The organism is Halopseudomonas sp. (assembly GCF_038130085.1).
Lineage (GTDB): Bacteria > Pseudomonadota > Gammaproteobacteria > Pseudomonadales > Pseudomonadaceae > Halopseudomonas.
Map to the genome: position 1 here is coordinate 34,239 of NZ_JAYPMU010000006.1, position 15,530 is coordinate 49,768.

A 15,530-nucleotide genomic window follows, 5' to 3' on the forward strand; every position below is an offset into this window, starting at 1 on the left:
GTTCAGGACCTCGGCAGATGGTCGTAGGAATCGGGTTGCGCTCTATTGTGCGCCTGTTCGCTCAACAGTCCAACTGTCAATGCCGCACCCAGCAGCGCCGGGAACAGCCAGAACAGCGTATTGCTCGCCAGGAACAGGTCCGCCAGTGGGGCTGCACTCGGTTCCTGCAGCGGGGCCAGCGTGCCGGCGGCGCAAACAAGGGTGTAGGGCAGTGGCCGACGATCACCTTTCACTACCAGCAGACAGCCGGCGAGCATGGCCAGCAGGCCGGCGCTGTTAATCACCCATTGGTAACCAAACAGCAGGTCCATGCGGCGCAGCAGCTCGAAGGCCGCCATCAGGCCAAGCAGGATGCGTCCCCACATCGCCGGCTGCCATTGCAAGCCGCGGCCAAGGTAGAAGGCTGCCAGACCCAGCAGCGGCAGGCTGATGTTCTGTGCTGCCAGCCCGAGCATGCGCTGGGTATGCTCCAGCTCCTTTGCGAGTGAGCCGAGGCTCAGCAGCAGGCTGGCGGCGGCCGCCAGACCGAGCCCCAGCAGCGCAGCGGTAATAGCGCCGCGAGCCGGAGTTGCCAGCGGTTCGCGCTGGCGCCACAGCCATAGGCAAGCGGCGATCAGCGCAAGGGTCAGCACGCCGTAGGCGAGTTGGCTCATAGCGCGGCGAAGGCCTTTTCTGCGGCATCCAGGGTCAGTTGCAGCTCGGTCTCGCCGTGGGCAATCGAGGTGAAACCGGCCTCGAAGGCGCTGGGCGCCAGATAGACACCGCCGTCCAGCATCAGGTGGAAGAAGCGCTTGAAGCGTTCCACGTCGCTGGCCATGACGTCCTCGAAGGTGACGATGTCGTCGGCACCGGAGAAGTACAGACCGAACATGGCGCCGGCCTGGGTGGTCACAAACGGTACGCCGGCGGCATCGGCACGTTCCTGCATGCCAGCCAGCATGCGGCTGGTGTAGGCGCTCAGCTCGTCATGGAAACCGGGACGGTTGATCAGACGCAGGGTAGTCAGGCCGGCGGCCATCGCCAGCGGGTTGCCGGACAGGGTGCCAGCCTGATAGACCGGGCCGAGCGGGGCGATGCATTCCATCACCGCACGCTTGCCGCCGAAGCAGCCGACCGGCATGCCGCCGCCGATGATCTTGCCAAAGGTGGTCAGATCCGGGGTGACGCCGTAGTAAGCCTGGGCGCCGCCGAGGGCGACGCGGAAACCGGTCATCACCTCGTCAAAAATCAGCACCACGCCGTGCTCGTCGCAGGCTTCGCGCAGGCCCTGCAGGAAGCCGGGTGCCGGCGGCACGCAGTTCATGTTGCCGGCGACCGGCTCGACGATGATGCAGGCGACCTGTTGGCCAACGTCGGCCAAGGTCTTGCGCACGGCTTCGATGTCGTTGAACGGCAGGGTCAGGGTGTGCTTGGCAAAGTCTGCAGGTACGCCCGCAGAACTGGGTACGCCCTGGGTCAGCAGGCCGGACCCGGCTTTGACCAGCAGGCTGTCGGAGTGGCCGTGGTAGCAGCCCTCGAACTTGATGATGCTGTCACGGCCGGTGTAGCCACGGGCCAGACGAATGGCGCTCATGGTCGCTTCGGTGCCGGAGCTGACCATGCGCACCATGTCCATCGACGGCACCAGCGAGCAGACCAGTTCGGCCATCTCGGTTTCCAGCGCGGTCGGCGCGCCGTAGGACAGGCCGTGCTGCAGCTGATTGCGCACCGCGTCGAGCACGTCCGGGTGGCTGTGACCGAGGATCATCGGGCCCCAGGAGCCGACGTAGTCAACGTAGCGCTTGTCGTCTTCATCAATGACGTAGGCACCTTCGGCATGCTTGAAGAACAGCGGGGTGCCGCCGACGCTCTTGAAGGCGCGAACCGGCGAATTGACGCCGCCCGGGATGTGTTTCTGGGCGCTGGCAAACAGGGATTCGGAACGGGACATGGTCAAGTCTCTCAGGATGCGTGAATGAGTTGGCTGAACTGGCGGGCGCGTTGTTGCACCGCCGCAGCGTCGGGGGCGCCGAACAGGCCGTTGATCACGGCCAGATAATCGGCACCGGCGTCGAGCAGGGTCGACGCGTTGTCCAGGGTAATGCCGCCAATGGCGACGATCGGTACGGAAAACTGCTGGCGCGCTTCGCGCAGCAGCGCCGCGGTCGCTGCCGGGGCGCCGGGCTTGGTAACCGAATTGAAGAAGCGGCCAAAGGCGATATAGCTGGCGCCATCAATCAGGGCGCGCTCGGCTAGCTGTAGGCTGGCGTGGCAGGTGCCACCGATCAGCGCGTGCGCGCCGAGTTGTTGGCGTGCCTCGCGCAGGGAGCCGTCTTCCTGGCCCAGATGCAGGCCAACGCCGAGTTGGTCGGCCAGCGCCAGATCGTCATTGATGAGCAGTTGACAGTCATGGGCACGGCACAGCTCGGCAAGCTGACTTGCTTCGGCCAGCCGTTTGCCAGCGTCAGCGGACTTGTCACGGTACTGCAGCCAGCGAGCGCCACCCATCAGGGCGGCTTCGACGTAGGGCAGTAGCTTGCCGTCTGCCAGCAGGGCGCTGTCAGTGATGGCGTAGAGGCCGCGCTCGCTCACGAGCAAAAGTCCAGCGGCAGGCGGCGCGGCACGTACTGACCGTGACCGGGCTGTTCGGCATCACGCAGGGTGCGCCAGGTGTAATCGAGTGACGAGCGCACCGCGCTGACCAGTTCTTCGCCGAGTGCCAGACGGCCGGCCAACGTGCTGGCCAGAGTGCAGCCGGAGCCGTGGTAACTGCCGGGCAGACGCGGGCAGGTGAAGTCGTGCTGGGAGCCGTCGGCGCAGTACAGGCGGTTGTGGATTTCGGCCTCGTCGCCATGACCGCCGGTGATCAGCAGATGGCGAATATAGGGCAGCAGCTTGGCGGCGCACTCATCGGCGCTGCCGTCCGGCAGCTCCGCCAGAATGCGCGCTTCGGGCAGGTTAGGGGTGGCGATGGCAGCGACCGGGAACAGGCGCTCGCGAATGGCGAAACCGACGTCATCCTTGCCCAGTGAACCGCCGCCGCCGGCACGCAGCACCGGGTCGCAGACCAGCGGTGCATTGGGCAGGCGCAGCATCAGCTCCAGTACGGTGTCGACCATCTCCACCGAGCCGAGCATGCCCAGCTTCACCGCCGAGATCGGCATGTCACTGATCACCTTGTTGGCCTGGGCCAGCACCCACTCGCGGTCGAGTACACGGAAGTCGCTGACGTCGACGGTGTCCTGCACGGTCAGCGCGGTCACCGTTGGCGCAGCGTGACAGCCCTGCGCGATCAGCGCCTCTATGTCGGCCTGCAGGCCAGCACCGCCGCTCGGATCATGGCCGGAGAGGCAGAGGACGACGGGCTTGAACGGGTTGGGTTGGGTCATGGCGAGTTGTTCCGCGTGCTGACTGGCGATGGACCAGCGCCGGTGTTGGCCGGAGCTGGCATGACAGCGCGCTAGCATACCATCTTGCCCGTGCGGCGGGGTGTTCAGAGACTACGCAGATGCAGTGTCTGTTGTGCCGAATCGTAACGCCAGTGGGGCTGCCCCGGCTGCAGTTCAACTCCGCCGACCCAGTATCCCTCTGTGCGGCAGGCAAAGGCGTCGACCTGACCCTGCAGTACCGCTTCACCCTGTGGGGTGAGCCGAATGGTTCGCTGCGGCCAGTCGAGGTGATCGTCATCGCTGTGCAGCAGTGGTGCTGCGCCGTTCAGTAGTGGCTGCAGCAGCCACCAGTACATCAAGTCGCCGAGGTAGGGTAGCGGCTCGTCGTATCGCATCAGTGCCGCAAAGGCCTTGCCAGCCGGCAATGGGCCCTCGCGTTTGAGGATGTGCAGGGTCAGGCGTTCGGTTAGGCCGAGTCCATCGTGCACTCCCGGCAGCTGCTGCAGATGCCGTTCCAGCGCGCGTTGCATCATCGGCAGCGCCGGTGTGCCGGCTTTAACCTGAGCGAGTAACACGCGCGGGTCATTGGCGCAGAGCGCCGCCCAGAGTGGCGCGGCGCTGGCCAGCAAGGCGTCGCTGATCGGCTGGCGATGTGGCCACAGGCTGGCGAGTTGGGCAGGGGCAAGTTGGCCAAGGCCGATAAAACGCTCGATACCGGGGAACTGGTCGATGGCAATCAGTTCAAGTCGGGCCGTTGGCCGCAGGCGCGCGAGGTGCTGCAGCAGATAGATCAGGATCAGCTGGTCGTAGCTGTCGTGTTCGAACCAGAGCACCACACGCTGATAGGCGTTGAGCGTGTTGAGCCGCGCATAACTCTGCCGCTGACGAGCCAGCGTTTCGGCGGGATCAAGGTTGAAGGCGTTGGCAAGAAAGTGGCTACGCAACTCGATCAACTCGCTAGTGCTGCAGTCACGCAACGGACCGATACAGAAGGGATCGGCAAACTCCAGAAAGTCGCCGCTCAAGCCAGCGTCAGTCAGTGTCTGGCGAATGTCCGAGCCGCAGCGAATGTGCAGGGTCTTGAGCGCTTGATCCATGCTTCGTCCTGTTGTTTGGGGCTGCTGCGTTGCGTGATCCTGGCGCGCAATGACACTTCCGCGCAGCGTTGCCGGGGCTACACTTTAGGTCATCCCTGATTCTCACAACAACGATACGACAAAGGGGGCACGATGAAAGCCATTGACCAATGGTTTGATGAATATGGTGAAAGTCACCGCAATCCCTTCAACAAATTGACGCACTGGATTTGCGTGCCGCTGATCACCTTCAGCGTGCTGGGCATGCTCTGGGCTATTCACCCATGGGTGGCCATGGCTGTGGTGGCAGCGGCGCTGGTGTTCTACGCATTGCTGTCCTGGCAGATCGCGTTGGCCATGCTGGTGCTCAGTTTGCTCATGCTGCTTGGCCTGAGCCTGATGTCGAATGTGTTCTGGTGGTCGCTGGGGATATTCGTGGTGGCCTGGATTGGGCAGTTTGTCGGTCATCACGTGGAGGGCAAGAAACCGTCGTTCTTCAAGGATGTGCAGTTTCTGCTGATTGGTCCGGCGTGGTTGTTGGGGTTTGTGTTCAGGCTGTTTGGGCTGCGCTACTGATTGGCTCCGCCGGTTAAAAGGTTCCGCGCGGGTTATCGGGGTGAGCCGATAGCTTCGGTTGCTCGTGCTGTTGTCGAGTTTAACTTTTCGCCTTCACGGCGAGCCAAGGGGGGGGCTGCTTGCCCAGCCCCCTTTAGCGATCCCCCGGGGCACCCGGCTACGCGGCCCTTCGGGTTCGCTGCGTTGCTCGGCTTGGCAGGAGTCGGCAGAACTCGGCTCATCGAGCCTCAAACAGGCTGCCGCCCTGTTTCCTGCCAACCCTGCGCTACTCGCCCGCGTAAACGGGGCGGACCGCATGTGCACACTTCATCATCTGAGCACTTGGCCGGTCATCTTGGTGCGGAAACTTAGCGCGTCATCCCGGATGTTCACACGAAGAACCATTAAAAAGGGCGCCGATTGGCGCCCTTTTTCTTATGGCGAGCTTACGACAGTTGGTGCTTCATCACCTTGCCGTTGGCGTTGCGCGGCAGCACGGTGGCTTCGCCATACAGACGCGGGCGCTTGTAGTCGGCCAGCAGTGGCTCCAGGTAGGCAGACAGTTCTGCGTGCAGGTCGGCGACCGGCTCACGCAGCACCACCACCGCTTTCACGGTCTCGCCCCACTGCGGGTGCGGGACGCCAAACACCGCAACTTCGACGATGTTCGGGTGGCCCTCCAGCGCTACTTCAATCTCTCGCGGGTAGACGTTCACGCCGCCAGAAATGATCAGCTCCTTGGCGCGGCCAAGTACCCAGTAGTAGCCCTCGGCGTCACGGCGGGCGAGATCGCCTGAGTCCAGCCAGCCGTCGCTGTGCAGGCACTCGGCGGTGGCCTCGGGCTTGTTCCAGTAGCCGAGCATCATGCCTTCGGTGCGAATCTGGATCTGACCGGTGCCTTCGCCTTCGACCTCGTTGCCATGCTCGTCAACCAGACGCAGCTCGGTGTGCAGGGCGCCACGGCGGCCGATGGAGCCGGCTTTGGTCGAATGCTCCTCCGGCATCATGATGGTCCCGCTAGGGCCAGCCTCGGTGAGGCCGTAGACGCAGTAGAGACGGTCGGTCTGCATGCGATCAGCCAGTATCTCCAGCTGCTCGGTCGACATTGGGCCACCGCCGTAGATCCAGTACTGCATGGAGCTGATGTCACGTTCGGCAATATCCGGCTGCTGCGCCGTCATCATGAAGGCGACCGGAGCGCCGAAGAAGTGCGTGGTGCGCTCCTTCTCGACGGTGTCCAGCAACAGCTTGGGGTGGAACTCGGGCATCACCACGTGAGCTGCGCCAACGTAAGTGCCGCCGAGCAGGAAGACGTTGAGCGGTGCCGAGTGGGTCAGCGGCATCATGTGCAGCATGCGGCTGTGCGGGCGCATGTCCATTTCCAGTGCGGAAGAATTGGCAACGGTCAGCAGCGCGTGGTGGTTGAACAGCACGCCTTTGGGCTTGCCAGTGGTGCCAGAGGTGTAGAGCAGGGTGCAGGGCTGCTCGGCCGGGATGTCGGCAACGTCCCAGCGGTTCTGCATATCCAGTACCTGCGCCGCCGGTTGATCCAGACGCAGGCACGGGGCCAGGGTGCTGGCGCGGTCGGCGTGGTCGCCCAGCGCGATGACCAGGCGTGCGTCGCAGTCGCCAAGGATGTACTCCAGCTCGGCGGTAGTCAGTCGTGCGTTGACCGGCACGACAACGGCGCCGAGGTTGATCACGGCGAAATAACCGAGGACCCAGCTGTAGCTGTTGGGCATGTAGAGCGCCACGCGATCGCCGCTGCCGATCTGGTATTGCTCGTGCAGGTGGGCCGCCAGTCGCAGGCTCTGGTCGTGCAGTTCAGACCAGCTCAGGCGGCAATCTGCGGTGATCAGGGCGTCGCCAGCGGGGAACTTGCGGGCATTGACCGCAATCAGCTTGGGAATGTTCATGGTGTCCATCCTGTTGTTTTCACTAGGCGATGGAATTTAACCGAGGTTCTCAGCTGGTACTTGGCAGTTCGCGCCACTGCCCGGGCTGCAGGTCGTCGAGACACCAGTCACCGATTCTGACCCGCACCAGTCGCAGGGTCGGCAGGCCGACGGCGGCGGTCATGCGCCGGACTTGGCGGTTGCGGCCTTCGCGGATCGTAATTGCCAACCAACTGGTCGGTACGCTCTTGCGAAAACGCACTGGTGGGTTGCGCGGCCACAGCACCGGTTCTTCGATCAGTTCGACCTCGGCGGGCCGTGTCGGGCCGTCGTTCAGTTCCGGGCCGGCGCGCAGCTGAGTCAGTTGCTGCTCGCTCGGCTCACCCTCGACCTGTACCCAATAGGTCTTCGGCAGCTTGTGTTTCGGATCGGTGATACGCGCCTGCAAGCGACCGTCGTTGGTTAACAGCAGCAGGCCTTCGCTGTCGCGATCGAGGCGCCCGGCCGGGTAAACGCCGGGTGTGCTGATAAAGTCCTTGAGCGTGGCGCGGCCCTGGCCGTCGGTGAACTGGGTCAGCACGTCGAAGGGTTTGTTCAGCGCAATCAGCAGCGGGTTGGCGGGAGGCGCCGCGGGCTGTCGGCGTGGCTTGCCTGCTGGGCGCGGGCGCTGCGCTGGTCTTGGACGCTGGTTCATGGGTGACGTTCCTGCTTTGGCTCAGCGCGGCAGTGTAGCGGCAACCGGCAGCACTGCAAGGGTCACCGTGGTTTTGCTGAACAGGCGCTTTTCGCCGTTGTTTACCGCAAACACCTCCGCCTCTGCGACACAGATCTGCTTGCCGGGTTTGAGTACCTCGGCTCGGCATAGCAGTGTTTCGCACTGGGCCGGGCGCAGCAGGTTGACCTTGAATTCGACGGTCAGCAGGCTGAAGTTGTCCTCCAGCAGCGTCGCTGCGGCGGCGCCAGCGGTGTGGTCAGCCAAGGTGCTTTGCACTCCGGCGTGGACAAAACCGCCTTGTTGAAAGTGCCTTGGCAGAATCGGCAGCTCCGCCTCGACCCAGCCGGGGCCACAGGCGGTCGGGCGGATGCCGAGGTCGGCAATGAAGTTGGCACGTTCGAAGCCGGCATTCACGCGGGCTTCGATAGTGGACTGATCAAGTGGCATAGCGGCCTCCTTCAGAGCGGGGTTGGGGTGGCGCGGGCCACCAGTGCTTCAACATCGAGCCCGCGTGGCAGGGTGCCGTAGGCCTGGCCGTGCTCGCCCAGGCGGCTGGCGATAAAGGCGTCGGATACCGCACTGTTACCGGCTTCCAGCAGCAGTTTGGCCTGCAGCGCGATGGCGACGTCTTCGGTCAGTTGGCGGGCGCGGTATTGAATGTCGTCGGTGTCGGCAAACTGCTGCTTGATCCGCTCGATGCGCTGCTTGAGGGCGGCAGATCCGTGGCCGTCACCCAGTTCGGCGAACAGGGCATCGAGCACCCCCGGCTCCTTGGACAGCGCGCGCAGCACGTCCAGGCACTGCACGTTGCCAGAGCCTTCCCAGATCGAGTTCACCGGCGCCTCGCGATACAGCCGCGGCAGAATGGTTTCTTCCACATAGCCGGCGCCGCCCAGACATTCCTGCGCTTCGTTGATCATTCCGGGCGCGCGCTTGCAGATCCAGTATTTGCCGATGGCGGTGACCAGCCGGGCGAACTTGTCTTCCTGTTCATCGTGCGCGTTGTCCAGCGAGTTGCCCATGCGCATGGTCAATGCCAGCGCGGTTTCGCTTTCCAGCGCCAGATCGGCCAGCACGTTCTGCATCAGCGGTTGATCACTCAGTACTCGGGTTCCGACAGTGCGGTGCGCGCAGTGATGCGCTGCCTGAGTCAGCGCCTGACGCATCAGCGAGCTGGAGCCGATCATGCAATCAAAGCGGGTCAGCGAGACCATCTCGATAATGGTCGGCACGCCGCGGCCTTCCGGGCCGATCATCCAGGCCAGCGCGCCGCGGTACTCGACCTCACTGGACGCATTGGCCCAGTTACCGAGCTTGTTCTTCAGCCGCTGGACGTAGAACTCGTTGCGGCTGCCGTCCGGGCGGTGGCGTGGCAGCAGGAAGCAGCTCAGGCCCTTGTCGGTATAGGCCAGCGTCAGGAAAGCGTCGCACATCGGTGCCGAGCAGAACCACTTGTGGCCGACCAGCTCGTAGGCCTGGCCGGGGCCGCCGACGCCGACCGGATACGCGCGGGTGGTGTTGGCGCGCACATCGGTGCCGCCCTGCTTTTCGGTCATCGCCATGCCGATGGTCGCGCCGGTCTTCTGTGCGATCGGCAGGTTGCGCGGATCGTACTGGCCGGAGAGGATCTTTGGCAGCCAGACCTCGGCGACGTCCGGCTGCAAACGCAGCGCCGGTGCGCAGGCAAAGGTCATGGTCATCGGGCAGCTGGTGCCAGCTTCGGCCTGGTTGTGCAGGTACATGGTGGCGGCACGGGCGACCTGAGCGCCGGGGCGCGGGTCATTCCAGGGTGCGCTGGTAATACCGGCCTGAATACCGGCGCTCATCAATTCGTGATAGGCCGGGTGAAAGTCAACCATGTCGACGCGGTGGCCATAGCGGTCATGGCTCTTGAACACAGGCTTGTTTTCGTTGGCCAGAAACCCGGCCTCCATCAGCGCACCGCCGGCCAACTGACCGTAGGCGCTGAGCTGTTCGTCGGCCCAGCCTCCGTTGTAGCGGCGCACCCATTCCTGCAACGCCAGGTCGCTGCGGTACAGGTTAAGACCGTCCAGCGGCGGCACCTGATTGGTGACCTCGTGGGTTTCGGCGTATTGATGCAGCTGACTCATGGAACCTCCTTGGCGTTGATGGCGCGCAGACAGAAACGAACAATGGCGAGGGTGACCGCTTCCAGCGTTTCGCTGGGCAGGCCGCTTTCACGGTCTGCGCGGGCCTGTGGAGACAAGGGGCCGACCAGCGACTCGGCGACGGCGCCGACCACGCAGGCGGACGTCAGCGGGATGTTCTCAACCTGGAAGCTACCATCGGCGATGCCTTCGGCAATCAGCTCGCCATACAGCGTCGCATAGGCCTGGCGGAAGTACAGGCGCTGGGTTTCGACTTCTTCTTCGGCAGGTTCGGCGATCAGCGCGTAGGCCAGCTGGCGGCTGTGCCAGGCGCGGGCGGCAAATTGGGTGAGGCCGTTGCGCAGTCGATCGACGGCCCGGCCCGGAGCTTGAAACTGTTGCTTGAGGGTTTCCAGTTCCAGGCGGGTGGCTTTGACAAAAACACAGGCGGCCAGCTCGCCCTTGCCGGCAAAGTGGCGATAGAGGCTGCCGGTTGCGATACCGGCGCTGCGCGCCAGCGTGCTCATGGTCAGCGAGCTGAAGCCACCTTCGGCGACCTGTTGCACGGCGCAGTCGAGAATGTGTTCACGCAGAGCCTGATCGCGTTCGATGCGCGTGGCGGTGGTGCGATAGGCCATACTCTGAATCCTTATTCACTTCTTTGTTGCTTAGTGAATCAGGATTCAGACGTTGGATCAGCGGGGAAAATGGTCAGAAACGCGGCTGAATCGGTCAGTGCTCCAGCACCATGATCATCACTTCCTTGATGATGAAGGCGAACACGCCAAGACCCAGCACGAAGAACAGCACTGCGGTGCCGTACCGTCCAGCCTTGGACTCCTTGGCCAGGTCCCAGACGATAAAGCCCATGAACGCAACTAGGCCAAAGATCATCAGTGGCATGGCAATGGCTTCGAACTGTTCGTAGTTCACAGGGGGCCTCCGGTTGAAAAAAGGGGCGCCAGTATACCGACTCTGCCGCCGGGCTGCCTGCGTCAGCGCGTTCAGTTCAGGCCAAGATGTTTCAGCGGTAATTCGGTGCTGGCGATGATCTGGTTCAGGACAAAGCTGGAGCGCACGCTGGAAACCCCTTCGATACGGGTGAGGGTGCCGAGCAGCAGTTGCTGGTAGTGCTCCATGTCCGGGACGACCACGCGCAGGTGGTAGTCGGCATCCATGCCGGTGACCAGGCAGCAGTCCAATACCTCAGGACATTGACTGATTACCTTTTCAAAGCCGGCGAAGCGTTCCGGTGTGTGCCGGTCCATGCCAATCATGACGAAGGCGGTCAGTTTAAGACCGAGTTTGGCCGGATCCAGCAACGCAACCTGACGCCGAATGAGGCCGCTTTCTTCCAGTTGCTTGACCCGGCGCGAGCAGGGCGATGGCGACAGCCCGATGCGTTCGGCCAGCTCCTGATTGCTGATGCGGGCGTCGTGCTGCAGGGCGGCGAGAATCTTCAGATCGTAGCGATCAAGGTTGAGGTTGTTCATGGCTATTTGCTCAATTGCGCAAGTTGTTGTATTTTTAGTTATTTATTGCTCAGTGCGCAAGATAATGTGCAAAAACAGATAATTAATTTCGCGCATATGAGGATAATATTTTCACCAGATTCAGCCGAAGCCGATCGTCCAGACCGCTTCGCCCACAAGGCGAAACGGGGCCACAGCATCCAGAAGGTGTGAGGCCAGTCGGTTACCCAGCCCACGAGGCACGGGAGCAAAGGCATCATCCCAAGAGGATGGCGGAGGACGTAAAAAGGCGAGCTGCCCTGCAGGCAGCTCGCCTTTTTTTATGCGTTTTTATCCACTCAGGCCGGATCCTTGTGGACCAGCACGTCGGCCTGTGGGAAGCGCTCGATGATCGCCAGGCGCACCTGCTCACCCCGGGCGTGGGCGTCGGCGAGGGTCAGCGTGGCGGGCAGTTCAAGGTGCAGTTGCATAAACCAGTGCTGGCCGGATTCACGGGTGCGCAGCTCGTGGACGTCGATCACGTCGGGTACCGCGCGGGCGATACGCAGCGCCTCCGCGCGGATCTCTTCCGGCAGCTCGTGGTCCATCAGGATCTGGATGGCGTCCAGCCCGATGCGCACGGCGCCATAGCCGATGAACAGGGCAATGCCCAGGCCGAACAGCGCATCCGCCCGCTGAACGCCGAACTGGGCGAGCAGCAGGGCAACGATGATGCTCAGGTTGAGCAGCAGGTCGGAGCGGTAATGCAGGGAGTCAGCCCCAACGGCGGTGGAGTTGGTACGGGCAATGACGTGCTTCTGGATGGCCAGTAGCCCAAGGGTTGCGATGATCGAGAAGACCATGACGGCGATACCGGCCCAGGCCGTTTCCAGCGGCTCGGGGTGGAGCAGCCGGTTAATACCTTGCAGGAGCACCAGCACGGCAGAGCCGGTGATAAAGGCTGACTGAGCCAGGCCCGCCAGCGCCTCGGCTTTGCCGTGGCCGAAGCGGTGTTCCTTGTCGGCTGGCTTCAGCGCATAGGCGACGGCGAACAGGTTGATGGTCGAGGCGGCGGCGTCCATCAGTGAGTCGATCAGGCCCGCGAGCAGGCTGACCGAGCCCGTCATCACCCATACCACCGCTTTCAGTGTGATCAGCACCAATGCCACGGCGACCGAGGCGCGGGTGGCCAGTCGCAGCAGCCGGGCCCGCTCCTCACCCATGGCATGCGGTGCGCTCATCAGCCGCGCACCGTGAGCTGCAACATTGCCAGTTGGTTCAGCGAGCCATTCTTGATCTGTTGTGCCTGTTCCAGCGGCAGGTCCTGTCCCAGTTCGTGCTTGAGGATCTGCTGCAGCGCGGCGGTATTGACTTGCCCGTCGGCATCAACGGCCTGTTGCAGCCGCTCCGGAGCAACGCTGTATTTGCCGCCCGGGAGGTATATGGCGCCGGTGGTAAAGTCGATACCGAAGGCGATCAGTCCCGGGATGACAAAAAACAGCAGACCGATGCCGTTGAGGATGGCAACCCCCGGATCGATCTGGCCGCTGATCTGGCCGCGGCGCTCAGGGTAAAAGATAGTGCCGCAGGCACTGAGTTGGGTAATCAGGGCGCCACAGAGGATGGCGGCAGACAGCGATTTGAGACGGCTATTCACGGAGCAGGACTCACGAAAGAGGGTTGAACCAGCCGCCTTAGCATAGCGGCCGCCCGGAGTGACGGAAAGCCCGCGGCGGCTATAATGCCGGCTCATTTCAATCAGCCCAGGCGCCATGAACGATCTGCCCGTCTCCCGGATACTGCCCGACCTCCAACAGACCTTTACCGGCCAGCACGTGATCGTGCTCCAGGCACCTCCCGGCGCCGGTAAAACCACGCTGGTGCCGCTGGCGTTGCTTGAATGTGATTGGCTGGCAGGGCAAAAGATCATCATGCTCGAACCGCGCCGGCTGGCCGCCAGAGCGGCGGCCGAGCGGTTGGCTGAGTTGCTTGGCGAGCCGGTCGGCCAGACTGTGGGCTATCGCATCCGGCTGGAAAGCAAGGTCAGCGTTGCAACTCGTATCGAGGTGGTAACCGAGGGGATTCTGCAGCGTCTGTTGCAGGATGATCCGGAGCTGCCGGGCATCGGTGTGGTGATCTTCGACGAATTTCACGAGCGCAGTCTCGACGCCGATCTGGGGCTGGCGCTGTGCGTACAAACCCAACAGTACCTGCGGGATGATCCGCCGCTGCGGCTGCTGGTCATGTCGGCGACGCTGGATGCCGATGGGGTCAGCCGGCTGCTGGATGATGCGCCGATCATCACCAGTCAGGGCCGCCAGTATCCGGTCGAGATTCGCTATGGCGCACCGGCAGTGCTCGGCAAGTCGAATGACGCTGAGGTTGTGCAAACGGTACTACGGGCGCTGGATGAGGAGTCCGGCAGTGTGCTGGTGTTCTTGCCGGGCATGGCCGAGATCCGCCGGGTGCTGGCGCGGTTGGAGGACGCGTTGGGCGACCAGCCGAACGTGCTGCTGACCCCGCTGTTTGGTGATCTGGACCTGGCCGCCCAGCGCCGCGCCATCGCTCCGGCGCCGGCGGGTGTGCGCAAGGTAGTGCTGGCAACGGCGATTGCCGAGACCAGTTTGACCATTGAGGGTATTCGCGTGGCGGTGGACGCCGGTCTGTCGCGTGAGGCGGCCTTCGATCCGCTCTCCGGCATGAGTGCGCTGCAGACCCGTCGGGTGTCGCGCGCTGCTGCCGAGCAGCGCGCTGGCCGTGCCGGTCGCCTGGAGCCTGGCGTTTGCTATCGGTTGTGGTCGGCCCAGCAGCACGAGCAGCTGGCCGCTCAGCGTGACGCCGAGATGCTGCAGGCTGATCTGGCTCCGCTCGCCCTGCAGTTGGCGCAGTGGGGTGTGCAGCAACCCGATGAGTTGGTGTGGCTGGACCCACCGCCGGCCGCGGCTCTGGAGCAAGGGCGTGAGCTGCTAGAGCGCCTCGGCGCGCTGGTCCGCGACGGCGTCAACTGGCAGCTGACTGAACATGGTCGCGTGCTGGCCGGTTTGCCGATGCACCCGCGGCTGGCGCATATGCTGGTTGAAGGTCAGCGTCTTGGGCTGGGCAAGTTGGCCGCACGCATGGCGGCGGTCGTCGATGAGCGCGATCTGCTACGCCGCGCCGATAACGCTGACCTCAGCTCCAGACTCGCGTTGTTTGACGATGCCCGCGGTGCCGATGTTGATCGCGGTGCGCTGCAGCGCGCCAAACGCCTGGTTGAGCAGTGGGCACGCCTGCTGGGGCGGCTGCCCGCCACCGACCCGGTCAGTGATCCGCAGCACGATGACTGGCATGGCGTGCTGCTGGCGCTTGCCTATCCCGATCGCATCGCCCAGCGTCGTGGCGCGTCCGGCGCCGATTATCGGCTGGCCAACGGCCGCTCAGCCGGTTTTGTCGACGTCGACCGCCTGCAGCAGTGTGAGTGGCTGGCGGTGGCGGCGCTGGGCGGGCAGGGCGGTCAGCGTCAGGCTCGGATCTTTATGGCCGCAGAGTTGAATATCGAACGCTTGCTGGCGGTGGAGCCCGGGTTGCTGAACGACCGTGACACGCTGGAATGGGACAGCCGCAGCGAAACCCTGCTGGCCGAGCGGCAGCAGCGCATCGGCGAGTTGATCTGGCGCCGCAAGGCCTTACCGCAAGTCGCTCCGGAGCAGCGCCAACGTGCGCTCTGCGACGTGGTGCGGCGCCAGGGCATCAACCTGCTGCCGTGGAAACCGGAGCAGCGCCAATGGCAGGCGCGGGTGCAGTTGCTGCGCACATTGGATCTGGCGGAGAGCAACGATAGCCGCTGGCCGGATCTGTCCGACGAGGCCTTGCTCGCCACCCTGGAAGACTGGCTGGCGCCGTATCTGGACAAGGTCAATCGGCTCGCGCATTTCGCCAATCTGGATCTGGGCAACATTCTCGCCGGACTGCTGCCCTGGCCGCTGCCAAAAGAACTCGATGAGCTGGCCCCAACCCACTGGATGGTACCGACCGGCTCGCGGATTCGGATCGATTACAGCGAGACGCCACCGGTGCTCGCGGTGCGCCTGCAGGAGATGTTCGGTAGCGCCGATACTCCGCGCATCGCGGGCGGTCGGCAGGCGCTCAAATTGCACCTGCTGTCACCGGCGCAGCGACCGGTGCAAGTGACCCAGGATCTGGCTGGCTTCTGGCAGGGCAGCTACGCCGAGGTGAAGAAGGACATGAAGGGGCGCTATCCGAAACACTATTGGCCGGATGACCCCTTGCAGGCCGAGCCGACCAGACGGGCCAAGCCGCGCGGCACCTGATCCGCGCACTAAATCAGTACATCCCTTACAATGCGCCCCTTTGTCGTGATCA

The 15,530-nt window shown here is 63.6% G+C and carries 16 protein-coding genes; 2 read left to right on the forward strand and 14 right to left on the reverse strand.

Annotated elements, in window-relative coordinates; all coding sequences use genetic code 11:
- Positions 1-2: 2 nt before the first annotated feature.
- From AAFM31_RS06280 to AAFM31_RS06300, 5 genes are all read right to left on the reverse strand, one after another.
- Positions 3-653: a hypothetical protein gene (locus tag AAFM31_RS06280; protein WP_341707047.1), complete on the reverse strand. Its 651-nt coding sequence runs from the start codon at positions 651-653 to the stop codon at positions 3-5.
- Positions 650-1,930: a glutamate-1-semialdehyde 2,1-aminomutase gene (gene hemL / locus AAFM31_RS06285; protein WP_341707048.1), complete on the reverse strand. Its 1,281-nt coding sequence runs from the start codon at positions 1,928-1,930 to the stop codon at positions 650-652. Before hemL ends, AAFM31_RS06280 begins: the two co-directional genes overlap by 4 nt.
- 11 nt (positions 1,931-1,941) lie before the next feature.
- Positions 1,942-2,571: a thiamine phosphate synthase gene (gene thiE / locus AAFM31_RS06290; RefSeq protein ID WP_341707049.1), complete on the reverse strand. Its 630-nt coding sequence runs from the start codon at positions 2,569-2,571 to the stop codon at positions 1,942-1,944.
- Positions 2,568-3,368 carry a hydroxymethylpyrimidine/phosphomethylpyrimidine kinase gene (locus AAFM31_RS06295; protein ID WP_341707050.1) on the reverse strand — a complete coding sequence of 267 codons (801 nt, stop codon included), beginning with the start codon at positions 3,366-3,368 and terminating at the stop codon, positions 2,568-2,570. Before AAFM31_RS06295 ends, thiE begins: the two co-directional genes overlap by 4 nt.
- 104 nt (positions 3,369-3,472) lie before the next feature.
- Positions 3,473-4,465 carry a DUF1835 domain-containing protein gene (locus AAFM31_RS06300; protein ID WP_341707051.1) on the reverse strand — a complete coding sequence of 331 codons (993 nt, stop codon included), beginning with the start codon at positions 4,463-4,465 and terminating at the stop codon, positions 3,473-3,475.
- A gap of 132 nt (positions 4,466-4,597) precedes the next feature.
- On the opposite strand from AAFM31_RS06300, the gene AAFM31_RS06305 reads away from it, so the two are divergent.
- A complete protein-coding gene (locus AAFM31_RS06305) occupies positions 4,598-5,020 on the forward strand; it encodes a DUF962 domain-containing protein (RefSeq protein ID WP_269686921.1) in 423 nt (140 codons plus the stop codon).
- Positions 5,021-5,445: 425 nt separating this feature from the next.
- Here the strand turns inward: AAFM31_RS06305 and AAFM31_RS06310 are convergent, their stop codons facing one another.
- The 9 genes from AAFM31_RS06310 to AAFM31_RS06350 form a co-directional block, all read right to left on the reverse strand.
- Positions 5,446-6,915 (reverse strand): AMP-binding protein, encoded by a 1,470-nt coding sequence (locus AAFM31_RS06310; protein WP_341707052.1) that lies wholly within the window; start codon positions 6,913-6,915, stop codon positions 5,446-5,448.
- A 49-nt stretch (positions 6,916-6,964) separates the two neighbouring features.
- On the reverse strand, positions 6,965-7,588 hold the full coding sequence (locus AAFM31_RS06315; RefSeq protein WP_341707053.1) for a pseudouridine synthase: 624 nt from the start codon (positions 7,586-7,588) through the stop codon (positions 6,965-6,967).
- Between the two features lie 21 nt (positions 7,589-7,609).
- Complete coding sequence (locus AAFM31_RS06320; RefSeq protein WP_341707054.1) at positions 7,610-8,056, reverse strand: PaaI family thioesterase; 447 nt, start codon at positions 8,054-8,056, stop codon at positions 7,610-7,612.
- Between the two features lie 11 nt (positions 8,057-8,067).
- Positions 8,068-9,720 carry an acyl-CoA dehydrogenase family protein gene (locus AAFM31_RS06325; RefSeq protein ID WP_341707055.1) on the reverse strand — a complete coding sequence of 551 codons (1,653 nt, stop codon included), beginning with the start codon at positions 9,718-9,720 and terminating at the stop codon, positions 8,068-8,070.
- Positions 9,717-10,355 carry a TetR/AcrR family transcriptional regulator gene (locus AAFM31_RS06330; protein WP_341707056.1) on the reverse strand — a complete coding sequence of 213 codons (639 nt, stop codon included), beginning with the start codon at positions 10,353-10,355 and terminating at the stop codon, positions 9,717-9,719. Before AAFM31_RS06330 ends, AAFM31_RS06325 begins: the two co-directional genes overlap by 4 nt.
- A gap of 94 nt (positions 10,356-10,449) precedes the next feature.
- Positions 10,450-10,620, reverse strand: coding sequence for a DUF2788 domain-containing protein (locus AAFM31_RS06335; protein WP_341707196.1), 171 nt, complete (start codon positions 10,618-10,620; stop codon positions 10,450-10,452).
- Between the two features lie 101 nt (positions 10,621-10,721).
- Entirely contained in the window at positions 10,722-11,210 is a 489-nt protein-coding gene (locus AAFM31_RS06340; RefSeq protein ID WP_341707057.1) for an Lrp/AsnC family transcriptional regulator, read from the reverse strand.
- A gap of 317 nt (positions 11,211-11,527) precedes the next feature.
- A complete protein-coding gene (locus tag AAFM31_RS06345) occupies positions 11,528-12,409 on the reverse strand; it encodes a cation diffusion facilitator family transporter (protein ID WP_341707058.1) in 882 nt (293 codons plus the stop codon).
- Positions 12,409-12,825, reverse strand: a complete 417-nt coding sequence (locus AAFM31_RS06350) for a polyribonucleotide nucleotidyltransferase (protein WP_341707059.1) — start codon at positions 12,823-12,825, stop codon at positions 12,409-12,411. The genes AAFM31_RS06345 and AAFM31_RS06350 overlap by 1 nt, the downstream gene beginning before the upstream one ends.
- A gap of 115 nt (positions 12,826-12,940) precedes the next feature.
- On the opposite strand from AAFM31_RS06350, the gene hrpB reads away from it, so the two are divergent.
- On the forward strand, positions 12,941-15,478 hold the full coding sequence (hrpB, locus tag AAFM31_RS06355; protein WP_341707060.1) for an ATP-dependent helicase HrpB: 2,538 nt from the start codon (positions 12,941-12,943) through the stop codon (positions 15,476-15,478).
- Positions 15,479-15,530 lie beyond the last annotated feature (52 nt).

Bases quoted from the DNA above. Each gene is read 5' to 3' on its own strand.
- AAFM31_RS06280 (WP_341707047.1), bottom strand. From the start codon at position 653: ATGAGCCAACTCGCCTACGGCGTGCTGACCCTTGCGCTGATCGCCGCT.
- hemL (WP_341707048.1), bottom strand. From the start codon at position 1,930: ATGTCCCGTTCCGAATCCCTGTTTGCCAGCGCCCAGAAACACATCCCG.
- AAFM31_RS06295 (WP_341707050.1), bottom strand. From the start codon at position 3,368: ATGACCCAACCCAACCCGTTCAAGCCCGTCGTCCTCTGCCTCTCCGGC.
- AAFM31_RS06300 (WP_341707051.1), bottom strand. From the start codon at position 4,465: ATGGATCAAGCGCTCAAGACCCTGCACATTCGCTGCGGCTCGGACATT.
- AAFM31_RS06305 (WP_269686921.1), top strand. From the start codon at position 4,598: ATGAAAGCCATTGACCAATGGTTTGATGAATATGGTGAAAGTCACCGC.
- AAFM31_RS06310 (WP_341707052.1), bottom strand. From the start codon at position 6,915: ATGAACATTCCCAAGCTGATTGCGGTCAATGCCCGCAAGTTCCCCGCT.
- AAFM31_RS06315 (WP_341707053.1), bottom strand. From the start codon at position 7,588: ATGAACCAGCGTCCAAGACCAGCGCAGCGCCCGCGCCCAGCAGGCAAG.
- AAFM31_RS06320 (WP_341707054.1), bottom strand. From the start codon at position 8,056: ATGCCACTTGATCAGTCCACTATCGAAGCCCGCGTGAATGCCGGCTTC.
- AAFM31_RS06325 (WP_341707055.1), bottom strand. From the start codon at position 9,720: ATGAGTCAGCTGCATCAATACGCCGAAACCCACGAGGTCACCAATCAG.
- AAFM31_RS06330 (WP_341707056.1), bottom strand. From the start codon at position 10,355: ATGGCCTATCGCACCACCGCCACGCGCATCGAACGCGATCAGGCTCTG.
- AAFM31_RS06335 (WP_341707196.1), bottom strand. From the start codon at position 10,620: ATGCCACTGATGATCTTTGGCCTAGTTGCGTTCATGGGCTTTATCGTC.
- AAFM31_RS06340 (WP_341707057.1), bottom strand. From the start codon at position 11,210: ATGAACAACCTCAACCTTGATCGCTACGATCTGAAGATTCTCGCCGCC.
- AAFM31_RS06345 (WP_341707058.1), bottom strand. From the start codon at position 12,409: ATGAGCGCACCGCATGCCATGGGTGAGGAGCGGGCCCGGCTGCTGCGA.
- hrpB (WP_341707060.1), top strand. From the start codon at position 12,941: ATGAACGATCTGCCCGTCTCCCGGATACTGCCCGACCTCCAACAGACC.